General features: G+C 64.9%; 17 protein-coding genes and 2 tRNA genes. 10 read left to right on the top strand and 9 right to left on the bottom strand.

Annotated features, from left to right (window positions below; all coding sequences use genetic code 11):
* The first annotated feature begins 53 nt into the window (after positions 1-53).
* The 4 genes from CXR02_RS01320 (at position 54) to CXR02_RS01310 (ending at position 1493) form a co-directional block, all read left to right on the top strand.
* Positions 54-127, top strand: a tRNA-Ile gene (locus CXR02_RS01320).
* 69 nt (positions 128-196) lie between these two features.
* Positions 197-313 carry a DLW-39 family protein gene (locus CXR02_RS22550; protein WP_210412373.1) on the top strand — a complete coding sequence of 39 codons (117 nt, stop codon included), beginning with the start codon at positions 197-199 and terminating at the stop codon, positions 311-313.
* Between the two features lie 72 nt (positions 314-385).
* Positions 386-461, top strand: a tRNA-Ala gene (locus tag CXR02_RS01315).
* 87 nt (positions 462-548) lie between these two features.
* Positions 549-1493, top strand: coding sequence for a DMT family transporter (locus CXR02_RS01310; RefSeq protein ID WP_104060338.1), 945 nt, complete (start codon positions 549-551; stop codon positions 1491-1493).
* A gap of 26 nt (positions 1494-1519) precedes the next feature.
* On the opposite strand, the gene CXR02_RS01305 is transcribed toward CXR02_RS01310, so the two are convergent.
* Positions 1520-2395, bottom strand: a complete 876-nt coding sequence (locus tag CXR02_RS01305) for a glycosyltransferase family 2 protein (protein WP_104060337.1) — start codon at positions 2393-2395, stop codon at positions 1520-1522.
* A 136-nt stretch (positions 2396-2531) separates the two neighbouring features.
* Positions 2532-3503, bottom strand: coding sequence for a hypothetical protein (locus CXR02_RS01300; RefSeq protein ID WP_104060336.1), 972 nt, complete (start codon positions 3501-3503; stop codon positions 2532-2534).
* Between the two features lie 155 nt (positions 3504-3658).
* Here CXR02_RS01300 and CXR02_RS01295 point away from each other — a divergent pair, with 155 nt between their 5' ends.
* The 3 genes from CXR02_RS01295 (at position 3659) to CXR02_RS01285 (ending at position 6223) form a co-directional block, all read left to right on the top strand.
* Positions 3659-4204 carry a peptidylprolyl isomerase gene (locus CXR02_RS01295; protein ID WP_104060335.1) on the top strand — a complete coding sequence of 182 codons (546 nt, stop codon included), beginning with the start codon at positions 3659-3661 and terminating at the stop codon, positions 4202-4204.
* Positions 4205-4212: 8 nt separating this feature from the next.
* Complete coding sequence (locus CXR02_RS01290) at positions 4213-5094, top strand: rhomboid family intramembrane serine protease (RefSeq protein ID WP_104060334.1); 882 nt, start codon at positions 4213-4215, stop codon at positions 5092-5094.
* Positions 5095-5749: 655 nt separating this feature from the next.
* Entirely contained in the window at positions 5750-6223 is a 474-nt protein-coding gene (locus tag CXR02_RS01285; protein ID WP_104060333.1) for a carboxymuconolactone decarboxylase family protein, read from the top strand.
* A gap of 327 nt (positions 6224-6550) precedes the next feature.
* Here CXR02_RS01285 and CXR02_RS01280 read toward each other — a convergent pair whose 3' ends face one another.
* A complete protein-coding gene (locus CXR02_RS01280; RefSeq protein WP_104060332.1) occupies positions 6551-7183 on the bottom strand; it encodes a DNA-3-methyladenine glycosylase I in 633 nt (210 codons plus the stop codon).
* Positions 7184-7201: 18 nt separating this feature from the next.
* Entirely contained in the window at positions 7202-7456 is a 255-nt protein-coding gene (locus CXR02_RS01275) for a cell division protein CrgA (RefSeq protein WP_104060389.1), read from the bottom strand.
* Positions 7457-7631: 175 nt separating this feature from the next.
* On the opposite strand from CXR02_RS01275, the gene CXR02_RS01270 reads away from it, so the two are divergent.
* Genes CXR02_RS01270 through CXR02_RS01265 form a run of 3 tightly spaced genes read left to right on the top strand, consistent with a single transcriptional unit; the run spans position 7632 to position 9243 of the window.
* The gene (locus CXR02_RS01270; protein ID WP_104060331.1) at positions 7632-8432 is read left to right on the top strand and encodes a class E sortase; all 801 of its coding nucleotides are present in this window, start codon (positions 7632-7634) and stop codon (positions 8430-8432) included.
* Between the two features lie 2 nt (positions 8433-8434).
* Entirely contained in the window at positions 8435-8605 is a 171-nt protein-coding gene (locus CXR02_RS22245; protein WP_167349826.1) for a hypothetical protein, read from the top strand.
* Positions 8602-9243: an aminodeoxychorismate/anthranilate synthase component II gene (locus tag CXR02_RS01265; RefSeq protein WP_056342783.1), complete on the top strand. Its 642-nt coding sequence runs from the start codon at positions 8602-8604 to the stop codon at positions 9241-9243. Before CXR02_RS22245 ends, CXR02_RS01265 begins: the two co-directional genes overlap by 4 nt.
* 98 nt (positions 9244-9341) lie before the next feature.
* Here the strand turns inward: CXR02_RS01265 and pknB are convergent, their stop codons facing one another.
* From pknB to CXR02_RS01240, 5 genes are read right to left on the bottom strand one after another with little or no spacing between them, the layout of a single operon-like run.
* Complete coding sequence (gene pknB / locus CXR02_RS01260) at positions 9342-11273, bottom strand: Stk1 family PASTA domain-containing Ser/Thr kinase (RefSeq protein WP_104060330.1); 1932 nt, start codon at positions 11271-11273, stop codon at positions 9342-9344.
* Positions 11274-11288: 15 nt separating this feature from the next.
* Complete coding sequence (locus CXR02_RS01255) at positions 11289-12956, bottom strand: protein kinase (RefSeq protein WP_104060329.1); 1668 nt, start codon at positions 12954-12956, stop codon at positions 11289-11291.
* Positions 12953-14413, bottom strand: a complete 1461-nt coding sequence (locus tag CXR02_RS01250) for a penicillin-binding protein 2 (protein WP_104060328.1) — start codon at positions 14411-14413, stop codon at positions 12953-12955. Before CXR02_RS01250 ends, CXR02_RS01255 begins: the two co-directional genes overlap by 4 nt.
* Positions 14410-15798, bottom strand: coding sequence for an FtsW/RodA/SpoVE family cell cycle protein (locus CXR02_RS01245; RefSeq protein WP_104060327.1), 1389 nt, complete (start codon positions 15796-15798; stop codon positions 14410-14412). Before CXR02_RS01245 ends, CXR02_RS01250 begins: the two co-directional genes overlap by 4 nt.
* Positions 15795-17423 (bottom strand): PP2C family serine/threonine-protein phosphatase, encoded by a 1629-nt coding sequence (locus tag CXR02_RS01240; protein ID WP_104060326.1) that lies wholly within the window; start codon positions 17421-17423, stop codon positions 15795-15797. Before CXR02_RS01240 ends, CXR02_RS01245 begins: the two co-directional genes overlap by 4 nt.

Raw genomic sequence — 17423 nt, 5'->3', positions numbered from 1 at the left:
GAGATCGGGCCGGGATGTGCTGTAAAGTCATGTCTCGGCCCGATGAGGCATCGGGGCGTATAGCTCAGGCGGTTAGAGCGCTTCGCTGATAACGAAGAGGTCCCAGGTTCAAGTCCTGGTACGCCCACGGAACCTGTGCAGGTTCGAAGGAAGATTCGGTTTGCTTCACGGTAGGCAGGATCGGAACGGGGAGCATGTGAAGAAGTTGCTGGTACTAGCAGCTGCGATCGCAGGCGTCCTGCTCTACAGGAAAGCACAGGAATCCGAGGCCCGGAAAACAGTCTGGAGCCAGTCGACCGACAAGGTCGAATAGGCCGGATTCCCGGACCGGGAGCTTGCAAAAGGCTCCACGGTTCTAGGGTATGATTGACGGGTTGCTTCTTATGGGGGCATGGCGCAATTGGTAGCGCACCTGCTTTGCAAGCAGGGGGTTCGGGGTTCGAGTCCCCGTGCCTCCACCATAAGGAAAGTCCCGGACAGCTGAAAAGCTGTCCGGGACTTTGTCGTTAAGGCGGCACAGTGTTAATCCAGAACAGTAGGGTTGAACGGTGAACTTTCTTATTGCGGCCGTGGGCGTCCTTGGTGTGGCGTCGTCCGGGCCGTTGATCGCCGCAACCCTCGGCGCCACCACCGTCAGTGCCCTCGCCATCGCCTTCTGGCGCAACGCCATCGGGGCCGCCGTCATGGCCACTCCCACCGTGGTCCGCGAACCCCGGCAGTTCGGCCGGATCACCGGCCCTGAGTTCCGCTGGTCGCTGCTCGCCGCCGTCGCCCTGGCCCTGCACTTTGCCTGCTTCATCACATCCCTCCAGCTGACGTCCGTGGCTGCCGCCACCGCCCTGGTCTGCCTGCAGTCGGCCTGGATCGCGGTCTTCCAGCTCCTTCGTGGCACCAGGCACCGCTGGCAGGTGCTGGCAGGGCTGGGGATCGCCTTTGGTGGTGTTGTCACCATCACCGGGTTCGACATGGGATCCTCGCCGGACGCGCTCCTGGGTGACCTGCTGGCTGTCGCCGGTGGGGCCCTGGCCGGCCTCTACACGCTCGCCGGCGGCAAGGCCCGCCAGACCATGACCACGGGAACCTACACCACGCTCTGCTACGGGATGTGCGCTGCCTTTGTGGCGGTGCTGGCGCTCTTCAGCGGCCAGCCGCTGGTGGGGTTCGACGCCGTTGGCTGGGTGGGGATCCTGGCCATCACCGTGTGTGCCCAACTGGTGGGCCACACAGCCTTCAATCACCTGCTGGCCACCATGAGCCCGCTGCTGGTGTCGATGATCATCCTGCTGGAGATCCCCGGCGCAGCCGTGCTGGCCGCGGTCTTCCTGCACGAGACACTGCCCGCAGGCACCTACGGCGGGCTGGGGCTCATCCTCGTGGGCCTCGCCGTCGTGGTTCTGGGACAGCGGTCAGGCTTCAGGAAACGGCGCGAAGGTTCCGTCGCGCGTGGGGATGAACCGCCGTCGGACCGTCTGGCTGAACTCGGAACGGACTGAGGCCCCGCAACAGCCGGAAACCGGGCCTATTGTCCGCCGCGGCGGACAGACTGGGCGGTGTTGACCGTGTGGATGGCCCGCAGGAGCTTCGCCGGGAAGTAGACCGAGAAGAACACCACCATGGGTGCCTTGAGGGCCATTTTCTTGACGTTGTGCGCCTTGTACGTGCGGTCGAAGCGGGTCACGTAATACCGGTAGTCCCGCGGTGAATCCTCGAGCCGGCGGGCGGACATCCCGGACACCATCTGGGGCCAGTACTGAACCTTGAGTTCGTGGTCGGCGAGGTGCAGGGAGAGGTCGATGTCCTCGTGCATCTCGTCCTTCTCGTCCCGGCAGGTTTCGTCCCGGATGGTTTCCCATGCCGTAGCCCGCAGGGCCATGTTGGAGCCGAACAGGAAGTGGTACTGGTGCTTGGCGAGCTTGAGCATCAGCTGACGCATCTTGTCGTCTGCCTTGAGCCCGAATCGCCGCATCGGCATGTCGTAGTAGACCACGGGTCCGGTGGCTGCCTGGACTGACGGATCAAGAAACGCCTTCTGGACCTGCTCCACCCAGTCCGGCTCGACAACGGAGTCGGCGTCAATGCGACCCAGGACGTCGCCGGTGGCATGGTTGAGGCCAAAATTTCGGGTGGGAATCAGGCCCTGGTCCCGGTCTTGGCTGAGCAGGATGATGGGACTTTCCGGATACTCCAGCTGCATCTGCGCCACGATGGCGGCGGTGCGGTCAGTGGAGAGGTTGTCCACCACGATGATTTCGTGGGCCGGCACCGACTGGTACACCGCAGCGATGAGACACTGCCGGATGACACTTTCCTCGTTGTAAGCCGGGATGACAATGGACACGAGTGGCAGCTGTGCTGCGTCGTTCAAGGCGTCCCCAGAGGGTTTATCGGCTGACATCAGTTCAAATTTAGCACCGATCAGGGTTCGTCCCGCCAGCGACTGGGTCCAGCCCGGACAAACACTGGGAAAACACTGAAGGGGCCCCGCACCAGGCGGAGCCCCTTCAGTGTGCGCCGCGAGGGCGCCGGAAGTGCTAGTTGCTGCTCTTGTCCGCGGAACCGTTCATGTTGGCCGCAATGTTCTTGATGGCGGTCTTGGCATCGGTGGACGCCTTGGCTGCTGCGTCTGCCGATTCATCGGCGACGTGCTTGGCCTTCTCGGCCGCGTCCTCGGCGTCCGCGGCAACATCCTCTGCCTGGCCGGCCGCGGCGTCAGCGGCTGAACCGGTGGCGGCTGCAGCCTTGCTGGCTGCGTCCACGGCCGTGTCCTTGGCGTCGTTGACGGTGGTGGCAGGCACCGGCGCCGGAGTAGGGGTGACCGGAGAAGGGGTCTTCCACGGGTCTTCCACGGGCTTGGAGGCCTTCCAGGCGGCGACGCCGGCGGCGACGGCTGCGGCGATGATGCCGAACACCAGCCAGCCGCGCTTCTTGGGCTTCTGCGGCTGGGCGATCTGGACCCCTACGGCCTTACCGGCTTCGTGCGCGGCGGCCTTGAGCTGCGTGCCGGCCGTCTGTGCCTGCTCCTGGAGGGAATGCACGACGCCGGAATCGGCAAGCCGCTGGGCGACGGCGTCCACGTGGGACGGCGCGCTTTCCAAGGTGCGGTGCACGGCGTCGGACGCGTGGCCGATCTGGTCCGAAAGGCGCGGCAGGTATTCCACCACCACACGGTCCCGGGCGTTCTGGATAACGGGAGTGGCCTTGTCCAGCGCTTCGTACAGGCGCGGAGTGGCGACCTCAACGGCGTCGTGGATTTTCGGGGCGAGCTGGGCGAGCCCCTCCTGGATGCGCGGCGTCACTGTTGCGACGCCGTCGGCAAGGTTGTGGGCCGCGGTCTTGAGCCCCTCCTGGATTTTGGGAGATGCGGTGTCCAGGCCATGCTGCAGGCGGGGAACTGCCCAATCCACTGCTGCTTCCACGCGGGGGGATGCCCAGTCCTTGGCGCTCTCAACTGCGCTGTTGACTGACTGTTCAAGGTCACGGGCAATACGATCCGATTTCTTCACAACTACCTCCCGATTAATGTGACGGTTCTGTTGTTAGCCTACGTGCCTTGACCTGCACGGGCTATTCTTCCCGCGGATTTACACCTGATTTCACCCAGCGCGGAACTGCCGGTCCAGCCCCTTCCACGTTGACCTGCCGTGAAAGAATAGGCGGCATGACTGCAATCGCAACTGCAAAAGCAACCATCCACACGAGCCTCGGCGACATCGTCGTTAATCTCTTCGGCAACCATGCGCCGAAGACGGTCAAGAACTTCGTTGGCCTGGCCACCGGGGAGCAGGCCTGGACCCACCCGGAGACCGGTGAGGACAAGACGGGCACGCCGCTGTATGACGGCACCATCTTCCACCGCATCATCAAGGACTTCATGATCCAGGCCGGCGATCCGCTGGGCCGCGGCGTGGGCGGACCCGGCTACAAGTTCGACGACGAAATCCACCCCGAACTCAGCTTCAACGCCCCCTACAAACTGGCCATGGCCAACGCCGGCATCCGGGCGGGCAAGGGCACCAACGGTTCGCAGTTCTTCATCACCACCATCCCCACCGACTGGCTGCAGGGCAAGCACAGCATTTTCGGTGAGGTTGCTGACGAGGACTCCAAGAAGGTCGTCGACGCCATCGAGGGCGTCCGCACCGGAATGGGCGACCGCCCGGTTGAAGACGTCACCATCAACAGCATCGACATCGAACAGCTCTAACCCATCACATGAGCTACGGAATTCCGGCGGCCGAGCCGTCCGCGCAGGTTCCGGTGTGCCCCAGGCACCCGGACCGGCCCTCCTATGTGCGCTGCCAGCGCTGCGGCCGCCCAGCGTGCCCGGATTGCCAGCGGGCGGCCGCCGTCGGATTCCAGTGTGTTGACTGCGTCAACGAAACAAAGCGCACGACGCCGGCGGTCAAGACTGTCTACGGCGGCGCCGTGGCAACCGGCAAACCCATAGTGACGTTTGGAATCATCGCCCTGTGCGCGGTGATGTACGTTCTGCAATGGGTGGTCCCCGGTGAGTGGATCTACCAGAACCTGGCGTTCGCGAATGTTTTTGCCACTCCCGAATTCGGTGAGTTCGAACCGTGGCGGATGCTGACGGCGGCGTTCCTGCACTCCCAGGGATTCATCCTCCACATTGTGCTGAACATGTACATGCTGTGGATTTTCGGCCAGGCACTCGAACCGCTTCTGGGCCGGGTCCGCTTCCTGGCGTTGTATCTCATCTCTGCCATCGGAGGGTCTGTCGGCTATCTCTTGCTGACCCCCGGCTACGTGCCTGGCGTGCCTCTTGCCGGAGTGGTGGGCGCCTCGGGGGCGATCTTTGGACTCTTCGGGGCGATGCTGCTGGTACAGCGACACCGCGGCGGGGATACGCGGCAGCTGTGGATCCTGATCGCCATCAACGGCGTGATCGGATTTGTGGTCCCCCAGATCGCCTGGCAGGCCCACCTGGGCGGGCTCGTCACAGGAGCCCTGTGCGCTGCCGTCATTGCGTACGCACCCCGGGGCCCGCGGCAGCGCCTGCTGCACGCCGCCGGACTGGCCGGAGTGGTTCTCCTGCTGGCCCTGGCAAGCTGGCTCCGCGTCACGGCCGGTTGACCGTCCGGGTCCTCAGGCCCAGCTCCAACAGACCACTTAGACCCCGGTGTCCCAACGGACACCGGGGTCTTTTCTGTGCCTGGTGAGGCCTCCGCATCGCGCTGCCCGTTCACTTGCTGCGTGCGTCCCGGCGTGCGAGGAGCCTGTGGTCCGGCTCAGGCCCATGACGACGGCGCCGAAGTTATCCACAGGGGTTATCCACACTGTTGGTAACTTACACGGGTGTAGTTCAGGATTTCGATGAGCTCCTGCTCCCGAGTGTCCGCCCTTTTGCCGGATTTCATCATCCTGTTGTCCACAATTGTGGACAACACCTGGGGATGCGCCTGTGGTTAAGTGGAAAAACGCGCCATTTGAGCCCGCCTTGTGGATATCCTGGCCATTTCCCGCGCGGGGGACCCATAGGAAGGGATCCGGGCTGCCCGTATCAACAGGGTTATTCACAGTGTTAACAACTTACAGACATGTAGTTAACCTTCGGTGTTTCCCCGACTGGGGCACCTGAGGGCTCCGCTCGGGCCGTCCTGTGGATTGTTGTCCACAACTGTGGATAACTTGTGGGTAGTCAAGTGTTAGTAAGTGGATAACACGCGTCTGTGCGAGGGTGTTCCTACGCAGCATCGGACCCAACAAGCTTCCAGCCAGGAGGACCGCCTTGAGCGCCACCGCAACAACCCAGCACATCTACCTCGACAAGCAGCACCCCGCGGCATGGCGCGCTCTCAACGGTCTGGGGCTGAAAGTGCGCGAAGCCGCCGACGCGGCCGGGATTGACCGCAAGACCCTAGAACTGCTCAACGTGCGGATCTCCCAGATCAACGGCTGTGCCTATTGCCTCGACATGCATGTACGGGACGCCATGGAGGCCGGGGAGAGCCAGCAGCGGCTTGCTGTCCTGCCGGCGTGGCGGGAGACAGCCCTGTTCACGGACAAGGAGCGGGCTGCCCTTGCCCTGGCAGAATGCATCACCGAACTGCCGGACCACCGGACAACCGAGCTTGAGGAAGGATATGCGCGTCAGCACCTCAGCGCCGATGAATTTTCGGCGGTCAGCTGGCTGGTGATCACCATGAATGCCTTTAACCGGGTGTCCATCACCAGCCACCATCCGGTCCGCCGGGATCGCTGACCGGGCCCAGAACCGGTAACGGACCACGCAGGACACGGGCAGGGCAACTGAGTTTGCCCGGGCCTTTGGCGGACTGCCGGGTGTGCCTCCGGGTGGTGACACCAAGGACGCCGTGGTCGGGTCAGTGTGAATTATCCACAGCCAATCCACACTGTTAATAACTGTCCGTCCCAGCGCTTTGGGTCCGGTCCCCTGCGCCATGGCCTGCACGGGCGGCTATCGGTTCCGGCGCCGGGAAAAGTTATGCACATTGTGGATAACTTTCCCAACAGCTGTGGACAACAGGCGCCGGCGGGGCATCCGGTCAGCGCCCCGCGGAGCGGCAGGTCAGCCGGTCCAGACGCCTGAGGATCCGCGCCGGTGGCTGTCCAGAAGATGGGTGTCCACCATTCCGATGGCTTCCATCAGCGCGAACATGGTGGTGGGGCCAACGAACGAGAATCCCTGCGTCCGCAGCGCCTTGGAGAGCGCCACCGATTCCGGTGACTGCGTGGGGATCTCCGCGTGCGTGACCGGCTGGGGAGTGGTCTGGGGCTGGAACTGCCACACGAAGTCAACCAGGCCTTCCCGCTCGCGCAGCGCGATGGTGGCCCGGGCATTGGTGATGGCGGAACGGATCTTGAGCCGGTTGCGGATGATGCCAGGATCCTGGAGCAGGCGCTCAACATCCGCTTCCGTAAAAGCGGCAACAGCGTCCGGCTGGAAGTCGAGGAAAGCCTGACGGAAGGCGGGGCGCTTCCGGAGGATCGTTGCCCACGAGAGACCTGCCTGGAAGCCCTCAAGGCAGATGCGCTCGTACAGGCCTTGTTCGTCCCGGACGGGCAGGCCCCATTCGGAGTCGTAGTACTCGCGCAACAGCGGATCCGCGGCGGCCCACGGCGGACGGGCGAGGCCGTCGCCGCCCAGGACAGTTCCGTCCACACCCTCGTTTAGGGGCTGGGCGGCGGCAGCGGGAGTCATGCGGGTCCTGCGGTCAGGTCAGGAACGCCAGCGCGTGGTCATCAGGAAGCCGATGATGGCAATGCCGAAGCCGGCCACGATGTTCCACGATTCCCAGGCCTGGACAGGAAACCGGCCTTCGCTGATGTAGAACGTGATGATCCAGAAGAGCCCGATGATCATCAGGCCGAACATCACCGGCTTGAACCAAACAGCGTTGGGCTTATACGCCTGCGCCCCGGAAGCGGGCTGCGCGGCGGTGGAAGTCTTCTTGCGAGGCTTTGACTCGGGCACGGGCTCTCCTTGGCGGACTGGAGCAAGCTCGGCGCCGCGGGCTTGATATCCTGCAAGAAGGAAGTTGCCAGCGGTCTGCGCGATCTTGGTCAAATCTGGATTCTTACTAGCAGTCAATTCTAGCCGTAGTTCAGGGCATTCAAACGCCCATCGCGGCCACCCCGGAGGAGAACGCGTGGTAGTGCAGGAGAAGGCGAGGCGCGCCGCTACGCGGCCCGCCCGTGCGGCCCCCGTCCGCGCTTCCATTCTGCGTGGCACAGTGCAGGTGCTCGGCGAGCTGCTCATCACGGCCGGCGTTATCCTCCTGCTCTTTGTGGGCTGGCAGCTGTGGTGGACCAACATCGAATCCGACGCCAAGCAGAGTGCCGTCATCAAGGAGTTCGCCCAAGGGCTGGGCGGCGCGGTGCCTGCAAACCCGGAACCGGATCCATCGGCAGCGCCCGTGGATTACGGCACCCCGGCCGTTGCCGCGGCACCAGGCCATGCCGGCACCATCGGCATCATGTATATCCCCCGCTTTGGCCCCAACTACACCCGGCCCATCGTGCAGGGAACCACCGGGGATGTCCTGGATACGCTGGGGCTTGGCCATTACGCCAACACCGCCATGCCCGGCGCCGTCGGTAACTTCGCGGTGGCCGGCCACAGGCAGACGCACGGTGCCGTCCTGGACAATATCCACACCCTTGTCCCGGGGGACAAAATCTACGTCCAGACGAAGGACGGCTACTACATCTATGTCTTCCGCAACAACCAGATTGTGATGCCGTCCCGGACCGATGTCCTGGAACCGGTCCCCACCCGACGCGGCGTCACTCCCACCGAAAGCTTCCTCACCATGACCAGTTGCAATCCGCGCTTCGGCGCCGAGGAACGCATCATCGCGTACGCGCTGCTGGACAGCTGGCAGCCTGCCTCGGCGGGCCCGCCGGCCGAGATCGCCGCCCAGGTGGCCGCAGCCGTGGGAGGAAACTGAGTATGTACGGCTGGATTTTCCGCCACCTGCCGGGCCCCCTCTGGCTGCGGATCCTCACGTCGCTGGTGCTCATCGCCGGCGCACTGATCCTGATGGTTCAGTTCCTGTTCCCATGGATGTCCGGGTTCACCGCATTCACCGACTCAACGATTGGTTCTGCAAGCCAGCCATGACCACAACCAAAATCCTGGTCGTAGACAACTACGACAGCTTCGTTTACACCTTGGTGGGCTACCTCCAGGAACTCGGCGCCGAGACCACCGTTGTCCGCAACGACGACGTGACCCTCGCTGAGGCCATCGAGATGGCACAAACGCGCGACGGCGTCCTCATCTCACCCGGTCCGGGAAACCCCGCCGAGGCGGGCGTGTGCATTGAGCTGATCAAGTGGTGCGGGGCGAACAACAAGCCGATGTTCGGTGTGTGCCTGGGCCATCAGGCCCTGGCCGAAGCCTATGGCGGCACGGTGACCCACGCGCCGGAGCTGATGCACGGCAAGACCTCGCTGGTGGAGCACAACGGCACCAGCGTCTTCGCCGGGCTCCCCTCCCCCGTGACAGCGACGCGCTACCACTCGCTGGCAGCGGTAAGGGACACCATCCCCGACGTCCTGGAGATCACCGCCGAGACCGCGACCGGCGTCGTGATGGGCCTGCAGCACCGCACTGCACCGCTGTGCGGGGTGCAGTTCCACCCGGAGTCGGTCCTGACCGAAGGCGGCTACCAGATGCTGGGCAACTGGCTCGAGTCCCTGGGAATGGCGGGAGCAGCCGCTCGTGCCGCCACTCTGAGCCCGCTCATCCAGCACTGACCGGCACACACGAACAACGCGGGGTCACTTCGCGCCCATGTTCCCCTTCGGGATGGGCGCGAAGTGACCCCGCGTTGCTTTAGGGAGCGGGTGGAGGCTTAGCCCTTTTTAGTGGGTGTGGGCGTGGCCGTTGGCGATGGTGGAGGGGCCGGTTCCTTGGCCACCACAATATTGATCGTCTTGCCCTGATCGACGGCGGCGTTCACCGGGTCACTTTGATCCGTCACCCGGCCCGCCTCCACCTCGGAGTTCTCCACTTCCTGGACGTTGGGGACCAGGCCCAGTTCCTTCAGCGCCGTTTCCGCCTCGGCACGCGTGCGGCCACGCAGTTCAGGCATGGACACCTTGCCGGTGGAAATCACGATCTCCACCGTGGTGCCCGGGCCTACCATCTGGCCCGGTGCGGGGCTGGTGGTAATCACCCGGCCGCCGGGAACGGTGGCGCTGTTGGCTGTGGTGGTGGAAGGGGCTCCCACGAGTCCTGCCTGGCGCAGGATGTCCCGCGCCGCGGCTTCTGTCTGGCCCGGAAGGTTCTCCGGAATCTTGACGGCGCTTGGGCCTTCAGAGATATTCAGGATCACCTCCGCATTGGGGTCAAGCGAGGTTCCGGCCACAGGGTCAGTGCCGATGGCCGTCCCGCTGGGTATGGTCTCGTGCTTGTTCCGTTTGATCTGCGGCCGCAGGTTGGCACCATAAAGTTCCTGCAGGGCCGCCGACTCCGTCAGGGCCGCCACCGCCGGGACCGCCACCTTGGGCGGCGCTGGAGCGGGCTGGTTCACGACGTTGTACAGCCAGAGACCGCCGCCGCCAAGAACCAGCAGGGTGAAGATCACCAGTGTGGCAACCCACGTACGACGACGGGACTTCTGCCGGGCGGTCCGCTCACGTTCCGGCGCGAAGCCCAAGGGCAGTTCATCGATATCCGACTGTCCCCGGGTGGCAGCAGCCATGACCGGTTCGCCGTCAGTCCGGGTGTCGTCCGCATTGCGCGGCCGGCCGGTGGGGGCATCGTCCAGGAAGCCCGCCCCGGTGAGCCCGAATGCCTCTGTCACGGGCGGGCGTTCCGGCGTCGGGACGTGGTCGTTGGGGTCGGTGGGGGCTTCGGTTGCGGCCAACGCGGGAACGGACACGCCCGCCCGGGCGGCGCGCAGCGCACGCCGGAAGGCGGCCGCGTCCTGGAAACGGTCCGCCCGGTTCTTCTGCAGAGCCTTGGCCAGGACACTGTCCAGGGCGGCCGAGACCTCCGGGTTCACGCTGCTTGCGGGCTCCGGGATTTCCCTGACGTGCTGGTACGCCACGGACACGGGGCTGTCACCAATAAAGGGCGGGCGGGCGGTGAGCATTTCGTACAGCAGGCACGCTGCGGAGTAGAGGTCGCTGCGCGCATCCACTGTTTCGCCCCGGGCTTGCTCGGGCGAGAGGTACTGGGCAGTGCCCACCACGGCCTGGGTCTGCGTCATGGTGGCGGATGAATCGGCGATGGCCCGGGCGATCCCGAAGTCCATGACCTTCACGGAATTGGAGCCTTCGCAGTACATCACGTTGGCGGGTTTGATGTCCCGGTGGACGATGCCCGCCTTGTGGCTGTATTCAAGGGCAGAAAGCACTCCCAGGCAGAAGTCGATGGCCTGGTCAATGCCGACTTCCTTGGCCCGGATCAGGTCGCGGATGGTCCGGCCCTCAACAAACTCCATCACGATGTAGGGCACCCGGACACTGTCCTCCGAGCCATCCGGAACCGTATGTTCGCCCGTGTCGTAAATGGCGACGATGGACGGATGGTTCAACGCCGCCACGGACTGCGCTTCCCGTTTGAAGCGCGCCTGGAACTGCGGATCACGGGCCATATCCGGGCGGAGAAGCTTGATAGCAACGGTCCGGCCAAGACGGGTATCCACTCCGCGGTGGACATCCGCCATCCCCCCGCGGCCGATGATTCCGCCGAGTTCGTAGCGGCCGCTGAGGACACGCTGGTTATCCACCGGGAGGCTGTCCTCCCGGTGGAGCGGGGTGCGGGCCGAATCACTCACTGTCAATCCCGACCGCTACGGCGCGCAGGTAGGAGGCAATCCCGGCAGCTGGCCAGGGTTGCATTTGGGGAGGGTGGACGTTGGCTCAGCAGAGGCGGCCGGCGAGGACGGCGGAGCGGTCGGCATGCTGGCCGGGACCGGGACGGCGTAGGTCACAGTCACTTCAGCCCCCTTGGGCACGGTGCCCGTGGGGTTGACCTGCAACACCGTTCCGGCGGCAGAAGTACTCTGCTGCGGGATGACCCGGACGGACAGGCCCATGGTTTCCAGCGTCCCCTGGACCTGACGGTAGTCCTTCCCGAGGTAGGCCGCCGAAATGATGTCCACCGTGGTGGGCGTGGGCGTTGGCGTGGGCGCGTCGGTGGTCCGGGTGGGGGTCGGCGTAGCGGACGCCGAGGTCTTTGTCGGGCTGGCGCTGGTGGACGGCGGGTTGCTGGACGCCGAGTTAGTGGTGGTGTTGGCCGGATTAAAAATCCCCTGCTGCGTCAGGAAGAACCCAACCAGCGCGAACAGGACCAGCACGATCAGGGCGACCAGTGGCCACGTCCAGGGGCTGCGGCCGCGACGGTCGGGCTCGTCGGCCGGCTCGTCGTCGTACTTCTCTTCCTCCTGCACCCAGCTGCGCTCCGCGGCCAGGGCGTCCGCGCGCGAAAGCGTGCTCCCGGCTCCCGCGGCCGCGGCGCCGACTGCAGCGCCGCCGGCAGCGGCACCCAGCACGGGCAGGGCGGACGTCGACGTCGTGTTGCTGTCCTTCTGGGCGATGACGCCGGTGGGTGCCGTGGCAATGTCTACCGGCGCAGTAATGGGGCCCGTGGTTGCCTCGAAGAGCAGCATGCCGGGAACCGCTGCGTGCGCGGCGTCAATATCGCCGTTGCGGATGGCCTCGGCGGCTTCGGACAGCTTGATGGCGTTGGCCGGGCGGTTCTTGGGGTCCTTGGCCAGCATGGACATCAGCAGCGCGCGGACCGGTTTGGGGAGAGTCTCCGGAAGCGGCGGCGGGGCGTCGTTGACCTGGGCGAGGGCAATGGCGATCTGGGATTCGCCGGAGAAGGGCCGGTGCCCGGTGAGGCACTCGTAACCGATCACGCCGAGTGAGTAGATGTCCGAGGCGCCGGTAGCGGTCTGGCCGGTGGCCTGCTCGGGGGCGAGGTACTGGGCGGTGCCCATTACCTGGCCTGTCTGTGTCAGCGGGACCTGGTCGGCCAGGCGGGCGATGCCGAAGTCGGTGACCTTTACCCGGCCGTCGGGTGTGATCAGCAGGTTGCCCGGCTTGATGTCGCGGTGGACCAGCCCCTGGGCGTGGGCGACGGAAAGGGCGCGGGCGGTCTGCGCCATCATGGACAGAGTCCGGTCCGGGGACAGTACCTGCTCGTGCTCGATGATGCTGCTCAGCGGCTGGCCCGGAACGAGCTCCATGACCAGGTAGGCGGAGCCATCCTCCTCGCCGTAGTCAAAGACATTGGCGATGCCCACGTGGTTCAACAGGGCGGTGTGGCGTGCTTCGGCACGGAACCTCTGGAGGAAACCGGGGTCACCGGTGTATTCCTCCTTCAGTACCTTGATGGCGACAATCCGGCCCAGGACCTGGTCCTTGGCCTTCCAGACCTCTCCCATCCCGCCGATCGCAATCCGCGTGGTCAGCTGGAATCTGCCGCCGAGGGTGATTCCCGTTGTAGGCCTCACTTATTCAACACCGCCTCAAAAATCTTCTTCGCGTTCGGACTGGTTAGCTGTGCGCCGGTGGTGATGTCTACGCCTTCCATGACGATGGTGACACTCACCTCCGGGTTGTTCGCCGGGGCAAACCCGGTGAACCATGAGTTGTTCAGGCCGTTGCCCAGTTCAGCGGTTCCGGTCTTCCCGGCCACTTGGACACCGGGGACGGCCGCCCCGCGGGCTATGCCCTGGCTCACCGCACTGGTCATCCATTCGGTGATCTGGCGGGCAATTTCCGGGGTGGTGGACGTCCGGAGCGCTTCAGGCTGGGCCTCGTCAATGACCCTGAGATCCGGGGACCGCACGGTCTTGACCAGACTGGGGCTCATCTGGACGCCGTTGTTGGCGATGGCCGCGGTCATCAGGGCGATTTGCAGCGGAGTGGCGCGCACGTCCTTCTGGCCGATGGCGGACTGGGCCAGGCCCGGCCCGTCCAGGTCATCGGGGAAGCCGCCGCCTTTGGCGTATGCGAGCTTGAGCTGGTCGCCCAGATCCTCGCCGAAGCCGAATTTTGCGGCCTGCTCGGCGATGGCGTCGCGGCCCAGGTCGAGGGCAATGCTGGCGAACGGCGTATTGCAGGATTGCTGCAGGGCGAAGGCAAAGCTGGCCGTGTCCTGGGTGTAGCAGTTGCCTCCGGCGTAGTTGGGCAGTTTGTATTGGATCCCCGGGAAGGGCATCTCGGCCGGGTTCGGGAGCACGCTGTCCTTGTTGTACTTCCCGGAGGCGAGGGCCGCCGCGGTATCCACCAGCTTGAAGACTGATCCCGGAGCGAGCAACTCGCCCGTGGGTCCGCTGACATTCTGGTTCAGGTTGATGCCGGGGACCTTGACCAGCTCATTGATGTTGGTCGTTTCGGCGTTCGCGTCCTGGGTGGCGATCAGATTGGGGTCATAGGACGGTTTGGACACCATGGCCAGGACGGCGCCGGTCTTGGGGCTGGTGACCACAATGGATCCCCGCCGGCCGTCCGGGATGAGGTCGTACGCGAGCTTCTGGATGGCGGGATCGATGGTGAGTTCCACCGAGGCGCCCTTCGGCTGGTTGCCCAGGAAGAGCTGGCCGATCCGGTCGAAGAACTGCTGGTCTGAGCTGCCGGCCAACTGGGCGTTCATGGCAACTTCCAGGCCGGTGGCACCGTAGTTCTTCGAGAAGTAGCCCGTGATGCCTGCATAGAGTGCCGGCTGTGCGTAGGTCCGCTGGAACTGGCAGACCTCGGAGGTACCTTCCACCGATTCGGCCACGGGGTCCCCGCCCACGATGATGGCGCCGCGGTCGTTGCAGTAATTCTGCAGAATGGCGCGCTGGTTCAGGGGGTTGCCCTTGAGGTCATCGGCACCCACCACCTGGACGAAACTGATGGCGCCGAAGATCAAGGCAAACATGGCGATCGCTGCCACCCAGGAATTACGGATTGCTTGGTTCACGCTTGTTTCACCGCCTCGGTGGGAGTATCAATTCCTGCAGGTTCCGCGGCGCCGCCGGGAGGAAGTGGTGTGGTGTCCACCGGTCCCCTCGCCGTATGGGAGATCAGCAGGAGCAGGCCAACGATGATCCAGTTGGCCAGCAGCGACGAGCCGCCGGCGGCAAGGAACGGCGTGGTCAAACCGGTCAGCGGGATCAGTCGTGTGACTCCGCCGATCACCACGAAGCACTGGAGGGCGATGGCGAAGGAAAGCCCGCAGGCCAGCAGTTTCCCAAAGGCATCCCGGGTGCCCAGCGCGGCCCGGAACCCTCGGGTGAACAGCATGACGTACATCAGCACTACGGCGAACAGTCCGATCAGGCCCAGCTCCTCGCCGATGGACGCGATGATCATGTCGCTGTTGGCGAAGGGGACCAGGTCCGGCCGGCCCTGGCCCAGGCCGGTACCCACCAGGCCGCCGTTGGCCATGCCGAAGAGTCCCTCGATGACTTGCCGGCTGCCGGTCTCGTAAACTTCCGGGCTGAAGGCGTTCAGCCAGCCATAGATGCGGACTTCGACATGGGAAAACACCTGGGCTGCCACGAAGCCGCCGCCCAGGATGAGGCCCAAGCCGATAACCACCCAGCTGATACGGCTGGTGGCCACGTAGATCATCACGATGAACAGGCCGAAGAACAGCACGGAAGACCCGAGGTCGCGCTGGAAGATCAACACGCCGATGCTCACCAGCCAGGCGGTGATCATGGGCCCCATGTCCTTGAACCGGGGGAACTGCAGCGGGCCGATCTTGCGGCCGGCCAGCAGTATGAGGTCGCGGTTGGAGGAAAGATAACCGGCGAAGAATATAGCCAGCGTGATCTTGGCGATCTCACCCGGCTGGAACGTCATGGGACCCATCCGGATCCAGACCCGGGCGCCCAGGATTTCGCCGGCCGAGATGCCGGGCACCAGCGGAAGAATCAGCAGGAGCGCGCTCACAGCCAGCGTGATGTAAGTGAAGCGGCGGAGCACCCGGTGGTCCTTGAGGAACCAGATCACGCCAATGGCCACTGCCATGGCGATCAGGGTCCAGCGCAGCTGGTTGTTGCCGGTGTCCTCCCCGGGGGCGTCAAGGCGGTGGATCATGGCAAGACCCAGACCATTGAGTGCAACCACCAATGGAAGTATTACCGGATCGGCATATTTTGCCCGAACCCGCAGGACCACGTGGAAGACCAGGGCGGCCACCGCGAGGAGGCTGGACTGGAACCAGAAATCGGAGTCGAACGCTTTCGCCTGGTCAACGCCCACCAGCATGTTGGCGCCGATGCCCACAGACAGGGCGAGGATGAGCAACAACAGTTCCACGTTGCGCCGGGGCTTGGGGATGGTGCTGAGCTGGCTCACTGGCCCCCCTCACAGACGGTAGTGGGGGTGGGTGAGGCGGCCGGGGCAGGTGCTGCCGCCGGAGCGGCTGGGTCCGGCGATGGGGCAGGCGCGGTGGGTGTTTCAGCGGGCGCCGTTGCTGGCGCCGGAGTGGGCGTCAGGCACTCATCCGGCGGAGCAATGGTGCCGGTGCCTTCGAGGTTCTTCACGATCCGCTGGGCGTCGTAGAGGTCACGCGCGGGCACTGTCTGCCGGACGCGCTGCTGGGAGAACTGGGGCAAGGAATCCATCCGGATCTCTGTAACGGCTTCGAGGGTTGAAAGCTGGATGGGACCAAGCCGCTGGGACACACCGTTGAAGATGGCCACGCGGGAATCGTGTTCCCCGATGTAGTAGCGGGTCTGGGTCCAGGCATAGCCGAGCCAGAGGCCCAGTGTCAGGACCACCAGCACGGACGCGGCGATGGACATGGTGACCCAGCGGCGGGGTTTGGGCCGTCCCAGGACGTCATCTACCTCAGCAACTGGGGCGTCGGCCTTGTGCGTCAGAACGGTGGCGGCCCTCCGGGCCACGGTGCGGCCGGCGATGGTGGGAATGGAGCCGGACTCGGCAGCAGTGGCCGCAGCACCGACGAGTTCGTGCGGGCGCGATGCGAGTTCCTGCCGCAGCACTTCGGCCGAAAGATGCTCGCCGAGATGGGGGTCGGTGGAGGGCGGCGGTTCCGCGGCAGCTGGCTTTTCGGGGGCTTTGTCGGCGGCGGGCTTTTTGTCGTCGGCCTCGGTGTCCGGTGAAGCGCTGGCGGCGTCGCCGGCCGCGGCGGGGGCTTCGGTGAGCAGCTGCGAAGGAATGATGTCGACGGCGGCGGTACTGACGTCGTCGGACGTTTCCTCGGTGATTTCCACCATGACCACGGTGACGTTGTCCGGTGAGCCGGCTTCCAGCGTGAGGTTGACCAGGGTTTCGACGCACTCACGCAGGTCTTTTGTCTCGCGGACGGTCCGCTCCACCACGTGTCCTGCCACATAGTTGAGCCCGTCCGAGCACAGCAACCAGCGCTCCCCGGGTTTAACGTCCAGGGTGTCCAGATCCAGCTCGGGGCTGGCATCGACGTCGCCCAGGACGCGCATGAGGACGTTTTTGTGCGGGTGGGTTTCGGCCTCTTCGGGCCGGAGCCGGCCCTCATCGATCAGCCGCTGGACGAACGTGTGGTCCACACTGACCTGTTCAAACTCGCCATCACGCAGGCGGTACGCCCGGGAGTCGCCGATGTGCGCGAAGTGCAGCTTGCCCTCGGCGAGCAGCAGGGATGTGACAGTGGTGCCCATGCCGGCGAGCTTGGGGTTGATGTGCACAAGCTCGGATAGCAGGGAGTTGGCCGTCTGGATCTCGTCGGCGAGGACTGTGCCGGCGTCGCCGTCGTAGTCGCCATGATCGAGGTGCAGCATGTCCAGCACTGTGGCGGCGGAGGCAACATCGCCGCCCGCGTGGCCGCCCATACCGTCCGCGACCACTGCCAAATGGCGGCCGACGTACGCCGAGTCATCATTCTTGGCCCGGATGCGTCCCACATCCGAGCGCGCGGCGTAGCGCATGATGAGGGGCCGCTGGACGGGGGTGGCCCCGCCGGCGGGAATGTCAGCGGCCAT

The organism is Arthrobacter sp. 4R501 (assembly GCF_002929755.1).
Classification (GTDB): Bacteria; Actinomycetota; Actinomycetes; order Actinomycetales; family Micrococcaceae; genus Arthrobacter.
The sequence above is the reverse complement of the archived record's forward strand: the minus strand, read 5'-3'. Positions and strand labels throughout refer to the sequence as shown.

Bases quoted from the DNA above. Each gene is read 5' to 3' on its own strand.
- CXR02_RS01265 (WP_056342783.1), top strand. From the start codon at position 8,602: ATGACCACAACCAAAATCCTGGTCGTAGACAACTACGACAGCTTCGTT.
- CXR02_RS01295 (WP_104060335.1), top strand. From the start codon at position 3,659: ATGACTGCAATCGCAACTGCAAAAGCAACCATCCACACGAGCCTCGGC.
- CXR02_RS01290 (WP_104060334.1), top strand. From the start codon at position 4,213: ATGAGCTACGGAATTCCGGCGGCCGAGCCGTCCGCGCAGGTTCCGGTG.
- CXR02_RS01305 (WP_104060337.1), bottom strand. From the start codon at position 2,395: ATGTCAGCCGATAAACCCTCTGGGGACGCCTTGAACGACGCAGCACAG.
- CXR02_RS01280 (WP_104060332.1), bottom strand. From the start codon at position 7,183: ATGACTCCCGCTGCCGCCGCCCAGCCCCTAAACGAGGGTGTGGACGGA.
- CXR02_RS22245 (WP_167349826.1), top strand. From the start codon at position 8,435: ATGTACGGCTGGATTTTCCGCCACCTGCCGGGCCCCCTCTGGCTGCGG.
- CXR02_RS01240 (WP_104060326.1), bottom strand. From the start codon at position 17,423: ATGGCCGCTGACATTCCCGCCGGCGGGGCCACCCCCGTCCAGCGGCCC.